An 18209-nucleotide genomic window follows, 5' to 3' on the forward strand; every position below is an offset into this window, starting at 1 on the left:
TTCGTTATGATGAACCTTACCTTTATATACGATTGGAGGGATGCCTCACCATGTGCGGTATCTGCGGATTCACGCAGGCTGATGATGCAAGCCTGCCCACTCTGAAAGCCATGTGCGACGTCATGGCCCATCGCGGGCCCGACGGCGAAGGCCAGTACATCGACGCCGAAAGCGGCATCGCCTTAGGTCATCGCCGTCTTTCGCTCATCGACCTTGCCAACGGCAACCAGCCCATGGTGCGCTCCACGGGCGACCACGCCGCCGTCATCACCTCGCCGGCGCTGCGCCTTGACGGCACCCCGTGCGGCACGCCCGAGCAGGCTGCCGCCAAGGGCCGCTTCGCCATCGTGTTCAACGGCGAGATCTACAACTACCGCGATCTGCGAACCGAGCTCGAGGCGCAGGGTTGGCAGTTCCAAACCAACTCCGACACCGAGGTCCTGCTCACGGGCTATCTGGCGTGGGGCGAAGGCGTGCTCGACCGTCTGCGCGGCATGTTCGCGTTCGCCATCTGGGACCGCGATACGCGCGAGCTGTTCTGTGCCCGCGACTTCTTCGGCATCAAGCCGTTCTACTACACGCAGCAAAACGGCCGCTTCATCTTCGCCTCCGAGATCAAGTGCATCCTCGAGCATCCGGACTATGTGCGCGAGCTCAATCATGAGGCGCTCGAGCAGTACCTGTGCTTCCAGTTCAGCGCCCTTCCCGAAACGTTCTTCAAGGGCATCTTCAAGCTGGCTCCCGCGCATTGCATGACCGTGCATGCCGACGGGTCCATCACCGAGCGCCGCTATTGGCGCCCCGAGTACAACTTCGATACGCAACGCAGCCGCCAGGATACCGTCGAGGCCATCGACGAGGCCGTGCGCGACAGCGTGCGCTACCACAACGTGGCCGACGTCGAGGTCGGCAGCTTCCTGTCCTCGGGCATCGACTCCAGCTACATGGCAGCATGCCTGGCCAAGGAGAACCCTGACATCAAAACGTTCACCGTCGGCTTCGATTGCTACAAGAACGCCGCCGCCAACAACGCCGAGGGCGCCGGCGGCATGATGCGCGACGAGATCTCGTGGGCTCACGAGCTCGCCGACGAGCTGCACATCGCCAACACCAACAAGTACATCGGCGAGGACGAGTACTGGGAGAGCCTGCCCCGCGTGCAGTGGCACATGGACGAGCCGTCCGCCGACCCTTCCGCCGTGGCGCTGTACTTCGTCGACCAGATCGCAGCTACGCAGGTCAAGGCGGTGCTTTCCGGCGAAGGCGCCGATGAGTTCTTCGGCGGTTACCGCATCTACCAAACGCCGTTCTCCAACGCCAAGCTGTCCTGGGCCCCGAAAGGCCTGCTGCGCGGCGCGTCCAGCGTCATGCGCAAGCTGGGCATCCGCGGCGCGAACTACCTTGAGCGCGCCAGCGAAACGCCCGAAGATTGGTACTACACCAACGCCAACGGCGTCGCCTTCACCGCAGAGGAGCGCGCCCTGCTACTGCGCGGCGGCTGCAACGCCCCTACCCCCCAGCAGCTCACCGCACCGGTATACGCTGAGGTCAAGGACCTGGACGAAACCACGCGCATGCAGTATGTGGACCTGTATTTCTGGCTGGTCGGCGACATCCTGCTGAAAACGGACAAGATGTCCATGGCCCATTCGCTGGAATCCCGCGTGCCGTTTTTGGACCGCCGCGTCTTCGACGTATCGGCCACCATCCCCACGCCGCTTAAGGCAAACGAGACGCAAACCAAGCTCACGTTGCGCGAGGCATCGGAGCGAGCCATCCCGAAGGACTGGGCGCAGAAGGAGAAGCTCGGCTTCCCCGTGCCCGTGGTGAACTGGCTGCGCCAGGACCGCTACTATAACCAGGTGAAGGAATGGTTCACCGGCGACATCGCGCGCCAGTTCTTCAACACCGACGAGCTGGTCCGGCTGCTTGACGAGCACAAGGCAGGCGCCGACCGCAGCCGCAAGATCTGGATCGTCTACATGTTCCTCATGTGGTACAAGATCTACTTCGTGGACAAGACGGTGCCGGAAAAGCCGAAGGCCCGCTAGCCGACGCAACGCCGTAACGCTGAAGCCCCTTGCAACCTGTCAGGTTGCAAGGGGCTTCTTTTGTCGATAGGACGGTAACCGAAGAACCCTCCGTCACGCCAAGCGCGACGCGCGAACGCTCGTCAGATGGCCGCGCTCATCCTCGAATACGCATAAGCGCTTATCGCGGCTTTCGTAGAGATGGGTGAACGTCGAAAGAGGGCGCTTTCTTTCCGCCGTGCGCTCCGAACGCTTGGCCTTCCGCTTGTCCGCCATCAGTACTGCACCTTCCAAAACACCAGACCGGCTGCCGGGGCGTTCTCCCCCGCCGCGGTTCGGTCGCGGGCTTCAAGCACCTCGCACACCCATTCGGGCTTGCGCAGGCCGCGGCCCACCACGACAAGCGTGCCTACGATGGTCCGCACCATGGAATGCAGGAACGCATTGCCCACCACCTTGATGGTCAGCACCTCCTCGCCCATGATGGTCTCGCACGAAAGCGAGATCTCATGCACGTTTCGGCACGTGGGCTTGCCAACGGCGCTGGCCGCCATGCAGAAGCTTTTGAAATCGTGCTCGCCTTCCAGATAGCGCGCAGCCTGTTGCATCGCCGGTATATCCAAATCGGCATGCACGAACCAGCTGAAATCGCGCATGAACAGCGGCGGCGTGTCATCTAGGCAGATATGGTAGTGGTACTCGCGCCATTGCGCGTCGAACCGAGCACTGAAACCCGGCTGGCGCTCCTCGACCTTGCGCACCGTGATGTCCTCATGCGTCAGCGCGTTCAAGCTGCGACGCAGGCTGTGCAGGCTGCGGCTATCCAGCTCATCGACGGAAACGTTGAAGCTTACCACCTGGCCGAGCGCATGCACGCCCGCATCGGTGCGGCCCGAGCACACCACTTCCACCTGCCGGCGCATGACCATGGAAAGCGCCTGCTCAAGCTCCCCTTGCACGGTAAGCTTGCCGGGCTGGCGTGCGAAGCCGCAAAACGGCCCGCCATTGTAGGACACCGTCAGCGACAAGGTGCGTTCGGCGTCCTCGCGGTTGAAGCCCTCGGCATCGCTCGCCCGCGCGGCATCGGCGTACACCGCTGCAGTTTCCACTTGCGCCGCCTGCTCGTTATGTTCAATCGTTTTATCCATGCGGTCCATGATACGCGACAACTGCCGGCAAAAGAAACGGGACCCGGATTCACATCCGGGTCCCATGGGATATCCAATACCGCTTGCGCACATTTCACATGCTACATGCTAAGACGTATCCGCGGACAGCGAGCGCCGATTAATGCGATGATTGCGCAACCAGCGCGCAATATGCCGAAGGCCGACCCCCGGCAAACGCCAAGCCACACCCGCTACGCAGTCAGCACGTTATAGCCGAACAGGTCCGTCAGCTCGCTGCGCATGATGGGGCTTTCCGCATCAACCGTTACCGGCAGCTCGGCTCGGAACTTATGCCCATCGTTTTGCCTCACGAACAGCACCACGCCATCACGCCCCGGATACGATTTCAGGATGCGGCTCAAGCGCATGGACTTCGATTGGTCGAAGTCCGACATAGGCACGCTCAGGCGCAGCTGGCGAGGCTTCACGTCCTCTTCGCTCAGCTCAAGCGTTTCCGTCTCGAACACCATGATCTGGTTCCCGCGGTCGGAATGCTCGAACTTGCCCTTGATCTTGACGATGGCGTCCTCCTGGATGGCCTCGGCGTTCTCCTCGTACTTGAAGCAGATGCACTCCACGTGGCCCGTGGTGTCTTCCAGATCGAACGTGGCCATCTTCGTGCCGCGCTTCGTCAGCTTCGTCACCACGTTGGACACCATGCCCACGAACACCGCAGACTTGATCTCCTTCGTACGCTCAGCCAAATCGCCCAGCTGCCACTTCGTGATGCGGGAGATGTAGTTCTCGTACGGCGTGAGCGGATGATCCGAGACGTAGATCTTCATGATCTCCTTCTCGTACGTCAGCAGCTGACGCTTCGGCCACTCAACGCCATCAGGCGCAGGCACATCTTCCTGGAAGCCGGAATCCGCATCGTCGGCGAACAGGTCGAACATGCTTACCTGGCCGCGATCGCGGTCCTTCTGACGCTTTGCCGCGCCTTCCAGAAGCGGCGTCTCCTCGATGAAGTACATGAGCTGCTTGCGCGTGTACCCTGTTGAATCGAATGCACCGCCCTTGATAAGGGCTTCGAGCGTTTTTCGGTTGTAGCACTTCGCATCGACGCGGTTCACGAAGTCGTGCAAGCTGGTGAACGGGCCGTTCTTCTCGCGTTCCTCGATGATCTCGTCAGCAACGTTGCGACCAACACCGCGCACGCCGACCAGGCCGAAGCGGATGCCGTTCTCAACCGGCGTGAACTCGGCGTTCGACGAGTTGATGTCCGGCGGCAGCACGGGCGTGCCGTTGTGGTTGCAGCTGGAGATATAGCGGATCAAGCGGTCGGTGTTGCCCATGTAGCTGGACAGCACTGCCGCCATGTACTCGTTCGGGTAATGCGCCTTCAGGTACGCCGTGCGCATAACCAGGATCGAGTACGCAGCCGAATGCGACTTGTTGAACGCGTACTTTGCGAACTTCTCCGCGTCGTCCCAGATCTTCTTCGCGATCTCAAGCGAGTACCCGTTCTCGACCGCGCCGTTGTTCCAGTCCTCCTGCAGCATGCGCATGATGTCGAGCTTCTTCTTGCCCATTGCCTTGCGCAGCTTGTCTGCCTTGCCGGCGGAGAAGCCGCTCATGACCATGGACACCTGCATGATCTGCTCCTGGTAGACCATGGTGCCGTAGGTTTCCTCAAGAACCGGGCGCAGACGCTCGTCGTAGTAATGCACGGGCGTTTTGCCGCTTGCAACCTTGACATAGTCGTCGACCATGCCGGACTCCAACGGGCCCGGACGGTTCAGGGCGATCGAAGCGACGATGTCGCTGAACCTCTTCGGTGGCAGACGCGCGAACAGGCTCACATACAAGCCGCCCTCAACCTGGAACAGGCCGTCCATGTTGCCCGAACGCATGAGCGCGAACGCCTGCTCATCGTCGGTAGGGATCTCCTCGGGGATGATCTTGCGGCCCGTGGTCATCTCGACGTTGCGGCACGCGCGCGAAAGCACGCCCAACGTGCGCAAGCCAAGGAAGTCCATCTTCAACAGGCCCAGATCGGGCGTGTAATGGCCGTCGTATTGCGTGATGATGCCGCCGCCCTTGGTATCGCGCTTGACCGGCACGTGGTCGGCCATGGGATCTCGGCAGATGATGGTTGCACACGCATGCACGCCCTCGCCGCGTACGTGGCCCTCGATGGACTGCGCCGCGTCGACGACCGCCTTGACGTCCTCTTCGGTGTCGTAGGCCTTCTTCAAATCAGGGTTCGTGTCGAGCGCCTTCTGAATAGTGATGCCCAGCTCGTCGCCGATCATCTTGCAGATCTTGTCGCCAACGCTATACGGATAGTCGAGCACGCGCGCCGCGTCGCGCACGGCGTTTTTCGCCTGCAGCTTGCCGAACGTGATAACGCCCGTAACGTGATCGGCGCCGTACACCTCGCGGATATGCTCGATAACCTCCTGGCGACGTTCATCCTCGAAGTCGCAGTCGATATCAGGCATCTCCACACGTTCCGGGGAAAGGAATCGCTCGAACAGCAGGCCGTTGGAAAGCGGTTCCAAGTCGGTGATGCCCATAGCATATGCAACGATGGAACCAGCAGCGGAACCACGACCCGGCCCGACGCCGATGCCTTGGCTACGCGCCCAGTCCAAGTATTCCTGCACGATCAAGAAGTATGCAGGGAAGCCCTGCTGGATGATGACGCTCATCTCGTATTCAGCACGATCAAGCGGCTCTTTGGGAATAGGGTCGCCGTAGCGCTTCTTCATACCTTCAAGCACCTGATGGCGGAACCAGCTCTCGTCCGTCTCGCCTTCGGGAAGCGGGAACTTCGGCAGAATGGAGTCACGCTCAAGGATGACGTTGCACTTCTCGGCAACTTCCACCGTGGTATCGCATGCTTCGGGGAAATCGCGAAGCGCCTCGCGCATCTCCTCTTCCGTTTTCATATAGAACTGGTCGTTCTCGAACTTCATACGATTCGTATCGTTGACAGCCGAGCCCGTGCCGATGCACAGCATGATGTCTTGCGCCTTCGCGTCTTCCTGCAACAGGTAGTGGAAGTCGTTCGTTGCGATGGTCTTCAGGCCCGCACGATGCGCAACCTCGGTAAGTTGATGATTCAGCTCTGTTTGCGTAAGACCGCCATCAGTGCGGATGCCTTGGTTTTGAAGCTCGATATAGAAATCGCCCGGCTCGAAGCAGCTGGCGAACTTGTTGGCCCACTCAACCGCCTCATCGAACTGCCGGTTATCCAGCAGTTTCGGGATGATACCCGCGATGCACGCAGACGAGCCGATGATGCCCTTGCCATACTTCTGCAGCATGCTGAACGTGGTACGCGGCTTGTAGTAGAAGTTATCGACATGCGATTCGCTGACCAGGTTCAACAGGTTGTGGTAACCCTCGTTGGTCTTCGCCAGCAACAGCAAGTGGTAAAGCTTGGGCTTCACATCCTTGCGAAGCTCCTCATCGGTGGTGAAATATACTTCGCAACCGTAAATCGGCTTGACCTTCTTGCCGGTTTCCTTCTCGACGGCGGCACAGGCATCGCACAGCTCGGGAACGCCCGACATAACGCCGTGATCGCTAATGGCCACGGCAGGCATGTCAAGCTCCGCCGCACGACGAACCATATCCTTGATATGCGTCAGACCGTCAAGCAAGGAATATTCAGTATGGTTGTGCAAATGAACGAACGCCATGTATGCGCCTCGAATCTTCTCGCAAGCTGATGTGCTGCGCTTCGGTCAGGCTGGACGCCGATTGACAGAAGCAGGGTTTTCCGGTTCCCCATCATAGCAGCCTTTAGCGCACGTGTGTTCGAACAAACGATGGATTTCGCGCGGGGTTTCATGCCGCCATACGCAAAACGGCCCCCGCCTTTCGGCAGGGGCCGTTTCAGGTGAACAGCCGATGGATACGACCGTCGCGTTGCCAGCAGTCGCACCAGCGGCCGCGGGTTCAGATGTTCAAGCCAACACCCAGGCTATGCAGCAACAGGCGTTGCGCTATCGGCAAGGATGATCACCTTGTCGTCGGTAACCTGCACGTAGCCGCCCTTGACTTCGTAGCGCTGCACGGGGCCGCCCTCTGCAGGCGTCAGACGAATCTCGCCATCAGCCAGCACGGACACCAGCGGAGCATGACCGGCCAAAAAGCCCATCTCGCCCTCGACGCCCGGGACGACGACCATTTCAACCTCGCAAGCTGCAAGCTTCTCGGCAGGCGTGACGATGTCGCACTTGAAGCTAGCCATACTACGCTTCTTCCTTCTTCATTTCCTCGTAAGCAGCGTAGACGTCGTCGATACCGCCCTTCAGGCGGAAGCACTGCTCGGGGATCTCGTCGCACTCGCCGTCGAGAATGGCAGCGAAGGAGCGAACGGTGTCCTCCATCTTGACGTACTTGCCGGGCAGGCCGGTGAACTGCGTTGCCACGTGGAAGCACTGGCCGAAGAACTGCTGAGCCTTACGCGCACGGGAAACCGTGAGCTTCTGCTCCTCGGACAGCTCGTCCATACCAAGGATGGCGATGATGTCCTGCAGGTCCTTGTAGTTCTGCAGCAGCTCCTGGATGCCGGTGGCCACACGATAGTGCTCCTCGCCCACGATGGCGGGATCCAGAGCGCGGGAGGTGGACTCCAGCGGGTCGACGGCCGGGTAGATGCCCAGCTCGGCGATGGAACGGGACAGAACCGTCTTCGCATCCAGGTGCGTGAACGTCGTAGCCGGAGCGGGGTCGGTCAAGTCGTCGGCGGGCACGTAAACTGCCTGCACGGACGTGATGGAACCCGTGGACGTGGACGTGATGCGCTCCTGCAGGTCGCCCATCTCGGTTGCCAGCGTGGGCTGGTAACCAACGGCGGACGGCATACGGCCGAGCAGTGCGGACACCTCGGAACCGGCCTGCGTGAAGCGGAAGATGTTGTCCACGAACAGCAGAACGTCCTGGCCCTGATCACGGAAGTACTCGGCCTCGGTCAGACCAGCCAGGCCGACGCGCAGACGAGCTCCCGGAGGCTCGTTCATCTGGCCGTAAACCAAGCAGGTCTTGTTGATAACGCCGGAATCGCTCATCTCCAGGTACAGGTCGGTACCCTCACGGGTACGCTCGCCAACGCCGGTGAACACGGAAGTGCCGCCGTGCTCCTGAGCCAGGTTGTTGATGAGCTCCTGGATGATAACGGTCTTGCCAACGCCGGCGCCGCCGAACAGGCCGGTCTTACCGCCCTTGACGAACGGCTCGATCAGGTCGATGGCCTTGATGCCCGTCTCGAAAATCTCGGTCTTCGTGACCAGCTCGTCATACTCGGGAGCAGGACGATGGATGGGCATGTAGCCGGTGACCTCGGGCATGGGCTTCTCGTCAACGGGCTCGCCCATGACGTTCCAAATGCGGCCCAGGGTCTCCTGGCCGACGGGCATCATGATGGGATGGCCCGTGTCCAGGACGTCCAGGCCACGGATCAGACCGTCGGTCGAGCTCATGGCGACGGAACGGACGATGTTGCCCGGCAGGTGGGTTTCGACCTCGAGGACGACGTGCAGGTCGCCCGCCTCGGTCTTAGCGTCAACCGTCAGCGCGTTGTAGATCGCCGGCAGCTGATCAGGGGGGAACTCGACGTCAACAACAGGACCGACGATACGCACGATGCGACCCGTGGCGCCTTTGCTGGCCTCGACCTCCTCCTTAGTAAACAAATGTTCAGCCATTTAATCCTCCAAAGCAGCAGCGCCACCGACGATTTCCGAAATCTCGGTCGTGATAGCGCCCTGGCGTACGCGGTTATACAATCTGGTCAACGTGTTAACCATCTCGGTGGCATTGTCCGTTGCCGACATCATGGCGTTGCGGCGTGCGCCCTGCTCAGCAGCTGCCGAGTCGATCAGCGCATGATACAGCGTAGTGCGAACATACGCCGGCAGCAGCTGGTCAAGAACAGCTTCAGGGCTCGGCTCGAAGATCACATCGCCCTCAAGCTTCTCGCCCGCGGACTCGTCAGCGTTTTCAGCCTTTGCGGCTTCGAAGGCCGACGTGTCGACGGGGAGCAGCAACTCCTCGCGAAGCTGCTGCTCTGCCGAATTCTTAGCGTGGTTGTACACCACGATGACCTCGTCGATCGATCCGTTAGCGTAAGCATCCACCGCATAAGCGGCGATCTCGTCCGCGGCCTCGACAGTGGGGTCGGCGGACTGGCCAGCGAAGGAAAGTACCGGCTCGACACGACGATACGTGTAATAGCCGATGGCCTTCTTGCCGCAGGCAACCACGCTGACCTCAGCGCCGGCCGCCTGCTTGCTCTTCATCAAACGATCGACTTGGCGCAGCACGTTGCTGTTGAAGCCGCCTGCCAGACCGCGGTCCGACACGACGACGACGATCAGCACGTTCTTGACCTCGTCATGCTTGCGCAACAGCGCATTCTCGGAGCCACCTACACGCTTGGCAACGTTGGCCAACATTTCGACCATGGACTCGGCGTACGGCGTAGCCGCCGCCACGCGTTCGCCGGCAAGGCGGATCTTCGCAGCAGCAACCATTTCCATGGTACGCGTAATCTGCTTCGTCGAAGAGACGGAGCCGATACGCCTTTCAATGTCGTGAAGGTTGGGCATCTCAACCTACCTTACGCCGTGGGAGCGAACTGAAGCTTGAAAGCCTCGATCGCAGCGTTGGTCAGGTTCTCGACGTCACCAGTCCACTTACCGGCCTTGGCCAGCTCGTCGAACACCTCCGGCTTGGAAGCATGCAGGAACTCCAGCAGCTCGGTGCGGAAGCGCACGATGTCCTCGGTCGGAACATCGTCCAGGTAGCCCTTGCCGCCAGCGTAGATGGCAACGGCCTGGTCGTAGACGTCCATCATGCAGAAGCGGTTCTGCTTCAGCAGCTCGGTCATGGCAGCGCCGCGGGTCAGCTGATCTTGCGTAGCCTTGTCCAGGTCGGAACCGAACTGGGTGAAGGCCTTCAGCTCGCGGAACGCGGCCAGGTCGAGCTTCAGGGTACCTGCAACCTGCTTCATCTGCTTGATCTGCGCGGAGCCGCCGACTCGGGACACGGAGATGCCCACGTCGACTGCAGGGCGCTGACCCTGGAAGAACAGGTCGGTCTGCAGATAGATCTGACCGTCGGTAATGGAAATGACGTTCGTCGGAATGTAGGCGGAGACGTCGCCGGCCTGGGTCTCGATGATCGGCAGTGCCGTCATGGAGCCGAGACCGTTCTGCTCGTTCATCTTCACAGCACGCTCCAGCAGGCGCGAATGCAGGTAGAAGATGTCGCCCGGGTAAGCCTCGCGTCCCGGCGGGCGACGCAGGGTCAGAGACATCTGACGATAAGCCACAGCCTGCTTGGTCAGGTCATCGTAAACGATGAGCACGTGACGACCCGGGTTCTCCGGACCGGCGGGCTTGCCGTCCTCGCCGTTGTAGACGAAGTACTCGCCCATTGCAGCACCGGCCATCGGGGCGATGTACTGCAGCGGAGCGGAATCGGAAGCGGAAGCGTTGACGATGATGGTGTAATCCATCGCGCCGTGCTTCTCCAGGGTCTCCTGCACGTTGGCCACCGTGGAGGCCTTCTGGCCCACGGCGACATAAATGCAGACCATGTCCTTGCCCTTCTGGTTCAGAATGGCATCGACAGCAATGGCGGTCTTACCGGTCTGACGGTCGCCGATGATCAGCTCGCGCTGACCACGGCCGATCGGGATCATGGAGTCGACAGCCAGGATGCCGGTCTGCATCGGCTCATGAACGGGCTTACGGTGAATAACGCCCGGAGCCTTGAACTCGACCGGGCGGGTGCCCTCGGCCTTGATCTCGCCCTTGCCGTCAAGCGGCATGCCCAGCGGGTTCACGACACGGCCGAGCAGGGCCTTGCCGGACGGAACCTCAACCAGACGACCGGTGGTCTTAACCGCGTCGTTTTCCTTGATTGCTGCGACATCGCCCAGCAAAACGGCGCCCACTTCATCCTCTTCGAGGTTCTGTGCCATACCGTAGACAACCTGGCCGGTAGAGCTGGTGAACTCCAAGAGTTCGCCTGCCATCGCATTTTTCAGGCCATCGACGCGAGCGATACCGTCGCCCACCTGGATGACGGAACCCGTCTCGCGGGATTCCACACTGGTGTTCAGCGCATCGAGCTGCTTGCGCAGCGCCGCGTCGATAGACTGTGCGGTGATTTCAGTCACTAGCATTCACCTCCATCTGTGGAATGTTTCAGCACGTTGCGAGCGGCCTCAAGCTGCGACGTCATGCTGGCGTCGATTCGCTTGCCGTTGGCGCTCATCAAAATGCCGCCGATCAGGGACTTGTCGATGCTTTCACGCAAAACGACCTTGGTGCCCAAGTCGGCTTCGGCTTTCTTCGTAATAACCTCGCGCAGGTGATCGTCGAGCGGCACGACGGTGGTTACGTCGACCACGGTGACGTTCAGCTTGCGTTCGACCTGCTCTCCGTAGCTCTCCCATACGCGCGAGAGCAACGCGAAGTCCCCGCGCTCGGCCATGACGGCCAAGACATCGATAAGGACCGGATGTGCCTGCGCGAACACGTTGCGCGCAAGGCTGTTCCTCTGCTCGGGCGTATAAGAGCTGTCTTGCAAAGAGCTAGAGAGATCCATGTTCGAACGCATAATGCGGATAATGCGCTCGGCTTGGTCGCGAACCTCTAGGACCGCGTCCTGACCGCCAGCCGCCAAAGCGGCATCCAGCAGGACGGATGCGTAGGTTGCAACCTTTTCCTTTTGAACATGGCGGTTAGTTGGCATTGAAACTGCCCGCCTCGTTCACGTAGCGCTCGATGATCTTGCGGTGCTCGTCATCGTTGAGATCCTCGCCGATCAGGCGGGAAGCCACGGCGACGGACAGGTCGGCCACCGAACCCTGCAGCTCAGCGATTGCAGCCTTCTTGTCAGCCTCGATGGCGGCATGAGCCTTCTCGATCATACCGGCAGCCTCAGCCTGGGCCTTGGCGGTGATATCGGCCTTAACAGCCTCACCCGTCTTCTTGGCGTCGGCGATGATCTGCGCGGACTGCGCCTTGGTTTCCTCCAGCTGGCGCTTGTACTCGGCGAGCACGCGCTCGCTTTCAACGCGAGCGTTCTCGGACTGCTCGAGAGCGTCCTTGATAGTGGTCTCGCGCTTGACAAGCATGCCCTCGAACAGCGGCCAACCGAATTTCGCCAGGATGATCCACAAGATGATGAACGCAACGAGCATGGGGATGAACTCATCCATCTGCGGCAGGATAGCCGCAACGCCGCTGCCTTCATCGGCAAATGCCTGAGCAGGAAGCATAGCGCTTGCCGCGCCGAATGCGACGGCTGCGCTGCCGCAACCACGGAGCACTTTGTTCTTAACGTTCAACTCGCTTGCCTCCTTTCCTTAGCCTATAGGTCTTGCTTGAGTCGAAAACCTGTTAGCCAATGAAGAAGAGGACCAGGCCCAGCAGTGCCAAGGCCTCGGACATAGCAGCGCCGATGAAGAAGTAGCCCATCAGGGTGCCCTTCATCTCAGGCTGGCGTGCAGCGGACACGCACAGGCCGTACGTTGCAACGCCGATGCCGATGCCGGGGCCGATGGCGGCGAGGCCATAGCCGACGACCTTCAGCGCAGCGAGCGTGATTTCCATAATTACCTCCTTCGTTGAACCCGGAGCCTTCTCCGTGCTCATGCCAATATGCCCAAGCTGATCTACTCATGTCAGCTGTGGTGCCAAACAGAACGGGTGGCGGCTTGGCCGCCGGTCCGCGCATCAGTGGGGATGAACCGCCATGCCGATGTAGGAAGCGGACAGGATGGTGAACACGTACGCCTGAAGGAACGCCACCAGGCACTCCATGGCATACATGAGGACCAGCAAAACGAACCATGCGACAGCAGGCAGCGCGGTAACGAAGTCCATGCTGAAAACAGCCTGCTGCAAAAACACGGTGGTTGCCAAAGAGAACACGGCCAGGACCATATGGCCTGCCAGCATGTTGCCGTAAAGACGAACGGCCAGCGTCAGAACGCGGATGACCATGGAGAAGAACTCCAGGAACCAGATGATCGGGACCATGGGGCCGGGAACACCGGAGGGCACGAGGCTCTTGATGTAGCCGAACACGCCCAGCGTCTTCAGACCGTAGAAGTTGAAGTACACGAACGAGATGGCTGCGAGCGCCCACGTGATGGAAATGGTGCCCGTGGTGGCCTTCGCGCCCGGGATCAGACCCACGACGTTAGCGATGAGGATGAAGAAGAACAGCGTGCACAAAAACGGGATGTGCTTCTTGAAACCCTCACCGATAACGTCCTGGCCGATGCTCGTGTTCACGAAGTCGTAGCCATACTCGACGGTGTTCAGGAACTTGTTCTTCGGGACCAGCTGAAGCTTGCGGCCTCCGATCAGAACGACCATCAGCACCAACGCCAAAATGAAGAACATGTACAGCGTGTACTGGCTGATGTCCCAACCGCCGATAGAGAATACGGTGTGGGAATCGAAAGTTTCGGAGAGGTGCCGTGCCTCTTCGACGAACTTGTTGAGCGCCTCGCCCATCTCAGATCATCCCAGCCTTTCCAATAAACGAATCCAACATTACCGTGCAACGTTTTTTCGCCACACGTACGCTGCGGTACAAACGATAAGCGAAACGATTTCGGCCATGCCGAAGGGAAACACGGACGGACGCGCGACAAGCGCGCATACGATCAATGCGACAGCAACGACCACAAGAGACACGAACGTGCCCCCCAAGCCGTAAAGCGCCGCGTTGGCGACCGATACCGAAGGATGCTTCCGAGCCAAACGCAGAGCCGCGAGCAACGGCAGAAAGCCGACAAAGCCAGTTATGGCACCGATCAAAACGGCAGCAAACATTACCTGCGTTTCACCCAAACCTTTCGTTAATCAAGATTCCCGCATAAAAAACCAGAGCTAATGATAACGTAGAACCACTCAGGCCCCCTCTAAACTCCGCAATCGCCACAAAACGTTGGCAAACGGCGTGAATTTATTCGATTTTGCCCGCTATTTACCCTGCTCTACTTTTTTCTTATTAACAAAACCGTGAAAGTGTTCAGTTTTTATGCATTTGCATTATTTTGCATAGGGTCATCGTAAACGCGTAGCTTGATGCCCGCTTCACGAAGCATGGACATAGCTAACTCATCCGGGTAGGGGTTCGAATAGATGATCTCCTCGATATCGGCGTTGATGAGCATTTTCGCGCACACCACGCATGGCTGAGTGGTTATGTAAATCGAAGCGCCCGTGATATTGATTCCGTAACGCGCTGCCTGGATGATCGCATTCTGCTCGGCATGCAAGCCTCGGCAGATCTCGTGGCGCTGACCGCTTGGCACCTCCAACTGCTGACGCAGGCAGCCCGTTTCCGCACAGTGGGCCAGCCCCGTGGGGACGCCGTTGTAACCAGTGGCCAAGATTCTGCGATCCTTGACGATGATCGCGCCCACGGCGCGGCGAAGACACGTGGTGCGCGTGGCAACCTCGTTGGCAAGCGTCATGAAATACTCGTCCCAGCTCGGACGGCGATCAGTGCTCCCGGGCATCGGCCCCTCCCCTTCCATGCACGAACGGCCGAGCAAGGACACCTTGCCCGGCCGTCGACGTATAACCTTTTAATAACTGCTAATACTCCAAACCCGGATACAGCGGATGCTTCTCCAGCATGGCATCGATCTTCTTCTTAATATCAGCCAGCTTCGCCTCATCGGCGGCGTTGAACACGGTTGCGGCGATGCACTGGCCCACCTCGTAGAAGTCTTCCTTGGTGAAGCCGCGGCTAGTGGCGGCGGCGCTGCCCACGCGGATACCGCTGGCAACGAACGGGCTGCGCTGCTCGTTGGGGATGGTGTTCTTGTTCACCGTCAGGCCGACGCTCTCCAGAAGCTTCTCAGCATCCTTGCCGGTAACATCGGCGGGCGTCAGGTCGACCAGGCACAGGTGATTATCCGTTCCACCGGACACCAGACGCAGGCCGCCGTCGGTCATGCCCTGGCCCATTGCGGCGGCATTCTCCACCACATGGTCGATGTATTCCTTGAAAGACGGCTGCAGCGCCTCGCCGAAGGCAACGGCCTTGCCAGCGATAACATGCATGAGCGGGCCACCCTGGCTGCCCGGGAACACGGCGGAATTGATCTTCTTGAACAGGTCCTCGTTGTTGGTGAGGACGAAGCCGCCACGCGGGCCGCGAAGGGTCTTATGGCTGGTGGACGTGACGATATCGGCATAAGGGACCGGAGAAGGATGAGCGCCCGTAGCAACCAGGCCAGCGATGTGAGCCATATCGATCATGAGGTATGCGCCGACTTCATGGGCGATCTGCGCCATACGCTCGAAGTCGATGATGCGCGGATAAGCGGAAGCGCCGCCGACGATCAGCTTAGGCTGATGCTCTTTCGCCAGCTTTTCCATCTCGTCATAATCGATGGTCTCAGTCTCCGGATCGACGCCGTAGGAGACGACGTTGTACAGCTTGCCGGAGAAGTTCGCCGGGCTGCCATGGGTCAGATGGCCGCCGTTATCCAAGCTCATGCCCATAACCGTATCGCCCGGCTTCACCGTGGCGAAATATGCGGCAAGATTGGCATTTGCACCGGAATGCGGCTGAACGTTCGCGAATTTGGCACCGTACAGCTTGCATGCGCGATCACGTGCAAGGTTCTCCACGATGTCGACCTTCTCGCAACCACCGTAATAACGCTTGCCCGGCAAGCCCTCGGCGTACTTGTTCGTGAGAACGCTACCCATAGCCTCCATCACGGCTTGAGACGTGAAGTTCTCGGATGCGATCAGCTCGACGGACGAACGCTGACGAGACAGCTCTTGCCCGAGCGCGCTTGCCACTTCCGGATCGGTTTGCTTCACATGATCGATAGCCATGAGGGACACCCTTCCTATAGATGATTCTTTACAAAACGTACTCTAGCACATACCGCACGGCGCCACAGGGTATGCACATCCTCGCAATCATCCGGTAACGATAGAGCCTTAAACGGAAAACGGCCGACGAATCGTCGACCGTTTTCAATGCGCGAAACCGTTGATTGCAGCGATTACCCCTCGAGCGCCATGATCTTCTCCACGCGACCCGCATGGCGCCCTCCGCCGAACTCGGTGGAAAGGAACGCCTTCAAGATCTCCTTGTTGGCGGACAGGTCGACGAAACGACCGGAAAGGGTGATGACGTTTGCATCGTTGTGCTCGCGGCACAAAGCGGCGAAGGCGGGAGAAACGATATTTGCCGCACGAATCCCATCAACCTTGTTTGCAGCGATAGCCATACCGATGCCGGTGCCGCACACCAACACACCGCGTTCAGCTTCGCCGTTGACAACATCATGGGCAACGACCTCGGCGAAATCCGGATAATCGACGCGATCATCGCAATCCGGCCCACGGTCGATGACGTTATGGCCAAGTTCTTTCAAATATGCAGCCAGCAACTGCTTCTGATCAAAACCTGCATGGTCGCTTGCAATGCTGATATTCATGTATCTACGCCTTCCACTGATAGATGCCTGCAGAGCCGATGGTACACCTGCATACCTATGCGAACCTGCTCAATAACATTACCCACGCAATCCTTATGATTGGGATGCCAGGTTCTCAAAAGCAATTCCACCTTCGCGGACCAACGTCAAGTCACCGCCCGTGCAGTCAACGACAGTAGAAGCAACGCCGCTGTGCGACGATTCAACGGGATCTCGCAAAGCGCACCCCACCCTTGCCAGCAACTCCTCGTCAAGCGACTCGAATCTAGACACCGCAGCTCTACCGCTGATGTTGGCAGACGTCGTGGCAAGCGGGCTTCCTGTCCGACGAATCAAAGCAAGCGTCGTAGCATTTGCGGGCATGCGCAACCCAATGGACCCCGACTCCGACGCATAAGATGCCGGCACCGCATCTGAGGCCTCGACGATAAGAGTAAGAGCGCCCGGCCAAAACCTCCGAGCAAGTTCGCAGGCAGCTGGCGGAAGATTCTTGCCATATCGTTGCAGATCATCAATCGACCCAACAAGCCAAGCGATAGGTTTCCCCGAATCCCTTCGCTTAACGTCAAAGAGAATTGCTGGTCCAGATGCCGCATGAACCGCAACCCCCACGCCATAAACCGTGTCTGTCGGGAATATACAAGCACGGCCGTCTGCCAAAGCCAATGCAGCGTCCTCCAAGGTATCTGATCCCACAGCCATCCAAACCCCCGATCTCTACACAGCTTTCAAACATGGATGTAGATTATGCATCATCAAGAAGTGTATCACCGGAAAAGCCGGCCATAGAACCGATCGCAAAACCAACTCCAGCATGGACGAGGCAAAACCTAAACGCGACACTAGGCCGACGCGGGATGCCCATCCCTCGCAAACTCCTCAAACCCACTCCGAAACGCGCCATTGTGATCAGATATGCAACCCCCGAGCGCCCACGCAAAGTCTGCGAGATGCACAAACACAAATAAGCCCAAGCAAATGACAACACGCCCCTTAAACTCAAAGGGATCCGCAGCCAAACCACCCGACGATCAAGGAAGCCAATGCCAAACGCACGGGCGCACGCCGCGCAGGACCGGCGCGAAGACGGAGTCAGATAACGTGAAAGGACCTGCAAGGGGCGCCTCCCTGCGGGCCCTGCGCCGGCGATACGCACGCGCCCAACCGAGAATCCCGAACCCGCCTTCCGGCAAAGCCGGACCAAACGCCGGCCGCAGCATCGTCGAACTGCAAGCTGATCCCGCATGGAGAGCCCCCATGCGCCACCGATGGACGATCAGGGGGGCCAGCTCCCCGACGCCGCAGGGCAGATGGATGGCCGCCCGAGCCGTCAGCAACCGCCTCGAGAGCACGGATCGGCCGACGATATCGCGAAACGAGAATCGCAGCATTTAGGTTGAAGGGGCGCCAAGCAAAAACCTGCACCCTAAACGCGGAAGGGCCCGCAAGGGGGCATCCCCCGCGGGCCTTTCTCGGCGCTGATAGAAAAGCGCCCTCCGCGAGCGCGACGCCCTGCCCTCCCGCAGCCTGGCGCTGCAGTACTCTCGGCGAAGGCGG

Annotated in this window: 16 protein-coding genes; 1 reads left to right on the plus strand and 15 read right to left on the minus strand. The window is 59.6% G+C overall.

Features of this window, described 5'->3' with window-relative positions; all coding sequences use genetic code 11:
* The first annotated feature begins 50 nt into the window (after positions 1-50).
* Positions 51-2051 (plus strand): asparagine synthase (glutamine-hydrolyzing), encoded by a 2001-nt coding sequence (asnB, locus tag Q0G75_RS08410; protein ID WP_294415619.1) that lies wholly within the window; start codon positions 51-53, stop codon positions 2049-2051.
* Between the two features lie 254 nt (positions 2052-2305).
* Here asnB and truA read toward each other — a convergent pair whose 3' ends face one another.
* The 15 genes from truA to Q0G75_RS09405 form a co-directional block, all read right to left on the minus strand.
* Positions 2306-3178, minus strand: coding sequence for a tRNA pseudouridine(38-40) synthase TruA (gene truA / locus Q0G75_RS08415; RefSeq protein ID WP_294415621.1), 873 nt, complete (start codon positions 3176-3178; stop codon positions 2306-2308).
* A 212-nt stretch (positions 3179-3390) separates the two neighbouring features.
* Positions 3391-6849, minus strand: a complete 3459-nt coding sequence (gene dnaE, locus Q0G75_RS08420) for a DNA polymerase III subunit alpha (RefSeq protein ID WP_294415623.1) — start codon at positions 6847-6849, stop codon at positions 3391-3393.
* 284 nt (positions 6850-7133) lie between these two features.
* Positions 7134-7403, minus strand: a complete 270-nt coding sequence (gene atpC / locus Q0G75_RS08425; RefSeq protein ID WP_042435044.1) for an ATP synthase F1 subunit epsilon — start codon at positions 7401-7403, stop codon at positions 7134-7136.
* Position 7404: 1 nt separating this feature from the next.
* Positions 7405-8859: a F0F1 ATP synthase subunit beta gene (gene atpD / locus Q0G75_RS08430; RefSeq protein WP_042435046.1), complete on the minus strand. Its 1455-nt coding sequence runs from the start codon at positions 8857-8859 to the stop codon at positions 7405-7407.
* Positions 8860-9762 (minus strand): ATP synthase F1 subunit gamma, encoded by a 903-nt coding sequence (atpG, locus tag Q0G75_RS08435; protein ID WP_294415625.1) that lies wholly within the window; start codon positions 9760-9762, stop codon positions 8860-8862.
* An 11-nt stretch (positions 9763-9773) separates the two neighbouring features.
* Entirely contained in the window at positions 9774-11345 is a 1572-nt protein-coding gene (gene atpA, locus Q0G75_RS08440) for a F0F1 ATP synthase subunit alpha (RefSeq protein ID WP_181859444.1), read from the minus strand.
* Positions 11339-11917: an ATP synthase F1 subunit delta gene (gene atpH / locus Q0G75_RS08445; protein ID WP_281623980.1), complete on the minus strand. Its 579-nt coding sequence runs from the start codon at positions 11915-11917 to the stop codon at positions 11339-11341. Before atpH ends, atpA begins: the two co-directional genes overlap by 7 nt.
* Entirely contained in the window at positions 11907-12515 is a 609-nt protein-coding gene (gene atpF / locus Q0G75_RS08450; protein ID WP_042435058.1) for a F0F1 ATP synthase subunit B, read from the minus strand. Before atpF ends, atpH begins: the two co-directional genes overlap by 11 nt.
* A gap of 52 nt (positions 12516-12567) precedes the next feature.
* Positions 12568-12780: an ATP synthase F0 subunit C gene (atpE, locus tag Q0G75_RS08455; RefSeq protein WP_042435060.1), complete on the minus strand. Its 213-nt coding sequence runs from the start codon at positions 12778-12780 to the stop codon at positions 12568-12570.
* 123 nt (positions 12781-12903) lie between these two features.
* Positions 12904-13692, minus strand: a complete 789-nt coding sequence (atpB, locus tag Q0G75_RS08460; RefSeq protein ID WP_042435062.1) for a F0F1 ATP synthase subunit A — start codon at positions 13690-13692, stop codon at positions 12904-12906.
* 39 nt (positions 13693-13731) lie between these two features.
* A complete protein-coding gene (locus Q0G75_RS08465; protein WP_294415627.1) occupies positions 13732-14031 on the minus strand; it encodes a hypothetical protein in 300 nt (99 codons plus the stop codon).
* A gap of 188 nt (positions 14032-14219) precedes the next feature.
* Positions 14220-14705 carry a cytidine/deoxycytidylate deaminase family protein gene (locus Q0G75_RS08470; RefSeq protein ID WP_294415630.1) on the minus strand — a complete coding sequence of 162 codons (486 nt, stop codon included), beginning with the start codon at positions 14703-14705 and terminating at the stop codon, positions 14220-14222.
* 79 nt (positions 14706-14784) lie between these two features.
* Positions 14785-16041 (minus strand): serine hydroxymethyltransferase, encoded by a 1257-nt coding sequence (gene glyA / locus Q0G75_RS08475; protein ID WP_294415633.1) that lies wholly within the window; start codon positions 16039-16041, stop codon positions 14785-14787.
* Between the two features lie 173 nt (positions 16042-16214).
* Entirely contained in the window at positions 16215-16652 is a 438-nt protein-coding gene (rpiB, locus tag Q0G75_RS08480) for a ribose 5-phosphate isomerase B (protein ID WP_294415635.1), read from the minus strand.
* A 93-nt stretch (positions 16653-16745) separates the two neighbouring features.
* Positions 16746-17354, minus strand: a complete 609-nt coding sequence (locus tag Q0G75_RS09405; RefSeq protein WP_365911045.1) for an L-threonylcarbamoyladenylate synthase — start codon at positions 17352-17354, stop codon at positions 16746-16748.
* Between the last annotated feature and the right edge of the window lie 855 nt (positions 17355-18209).

Source organism: uncultured Senegalimassilia sp. (assembly GCF_934636665.1).
In the GTDB taxonomy this organism is placed as follows: domain Bacteria; phylum Actinomycetota; class Coriobacteriia; order Coriobacteriales; family Eggerthellaceae; genus Senegalimassilia.

Coding starts and splice junctions, on each gene's coding strand:
- atpE (WP_042435060.1), bottom strand. CDS start 12,780: ATGGAAATCACGCTCGCTGCGCTGAAGGTCGTCGGCTATGGCCTCGCC.
- truA (WP_294415621.1), bottom strand. CDS start 3,178: ATGGATAAAACGATTGAACATAACGAGCAGGCGGCGCAAGTGGAAACT.
- asnB (WP_294415619.1), top strand. CDS start 51: ATGTGCGGTATCTGCGGATTCACGCAGGCTGATGATGCAAGCCTGCCC.
- Q0G75_RS09405 (WP_365911045.1), bottom strand. CDS start 17,354: ATGGCTGTGGGATCAGATACCTTGGAGGACGCTGCATTGGCTTTGGCA.
- atpD (WP_042435046.1), bottom strand. CDS start 8,859: ATGGCTGAACATTTGTTTACTAAGGAGGAGGTCGAGGCCAGCAAAGGC.
- atpC (WP_042435044.1), bottom strand. CDS start 7,403: ATGGCTAGCTTCAAGTGCGACATCGTCACGCCTGCCGAGAAGCTTGCA.
- rpiB (WP_294415635.1), bottom strand. CDS start 16,652: ATGAATATCAGCATTGCAAGCGACCATGCAGGTTTTGATCAGAAGCAG.
- Q0G75_RS08470 (WP_294415630.1), bottom strand. CDS start 14,705: ATGCCCGGGAGCACTGATCGCCGTCCGAGCTGGGACGAGTATTTCATG.
- atpH (WP_281623980.1), bottom strand. CDS start 11,917: ATGCCAACTAACCGCCATGTTCAAAAGGAAAAGGTTGCAACCTACGCA.
- atpG (WP_294415625.1), bottom strand. CDS start 9,762: ATGCCCAACCTTCACGACATTGAAAGGCGTATCGGCTCCGTCTCTTCG.
- atpB (WP_042435062.1), bottom strand. CDS start 13,692: ATGGGCGAGGCGCTCAACAAGTTCGTCGAAGAGGCACGGCACCTCTCC.
- glyA (WP_294415633.1), bottom strand. CDS start 16,041: ATGGCTATCGATCATGTGAAGCAAACCGATCCGGAAGTGGCAAGCGCG.
- atpA (WP_181859444.1), bottom strand. CDS start 11,345: ATGCTAGTGACTGAAATCACCGCACAGTCTATCGACGCGGCGCTGCGC.
- dnaE (WP_294415623.1), bottom strand. CDS start 6,849: ATGGCGTTCGTTCATTTGCACAACCATACTGAATATTCCTTGCTTGAC.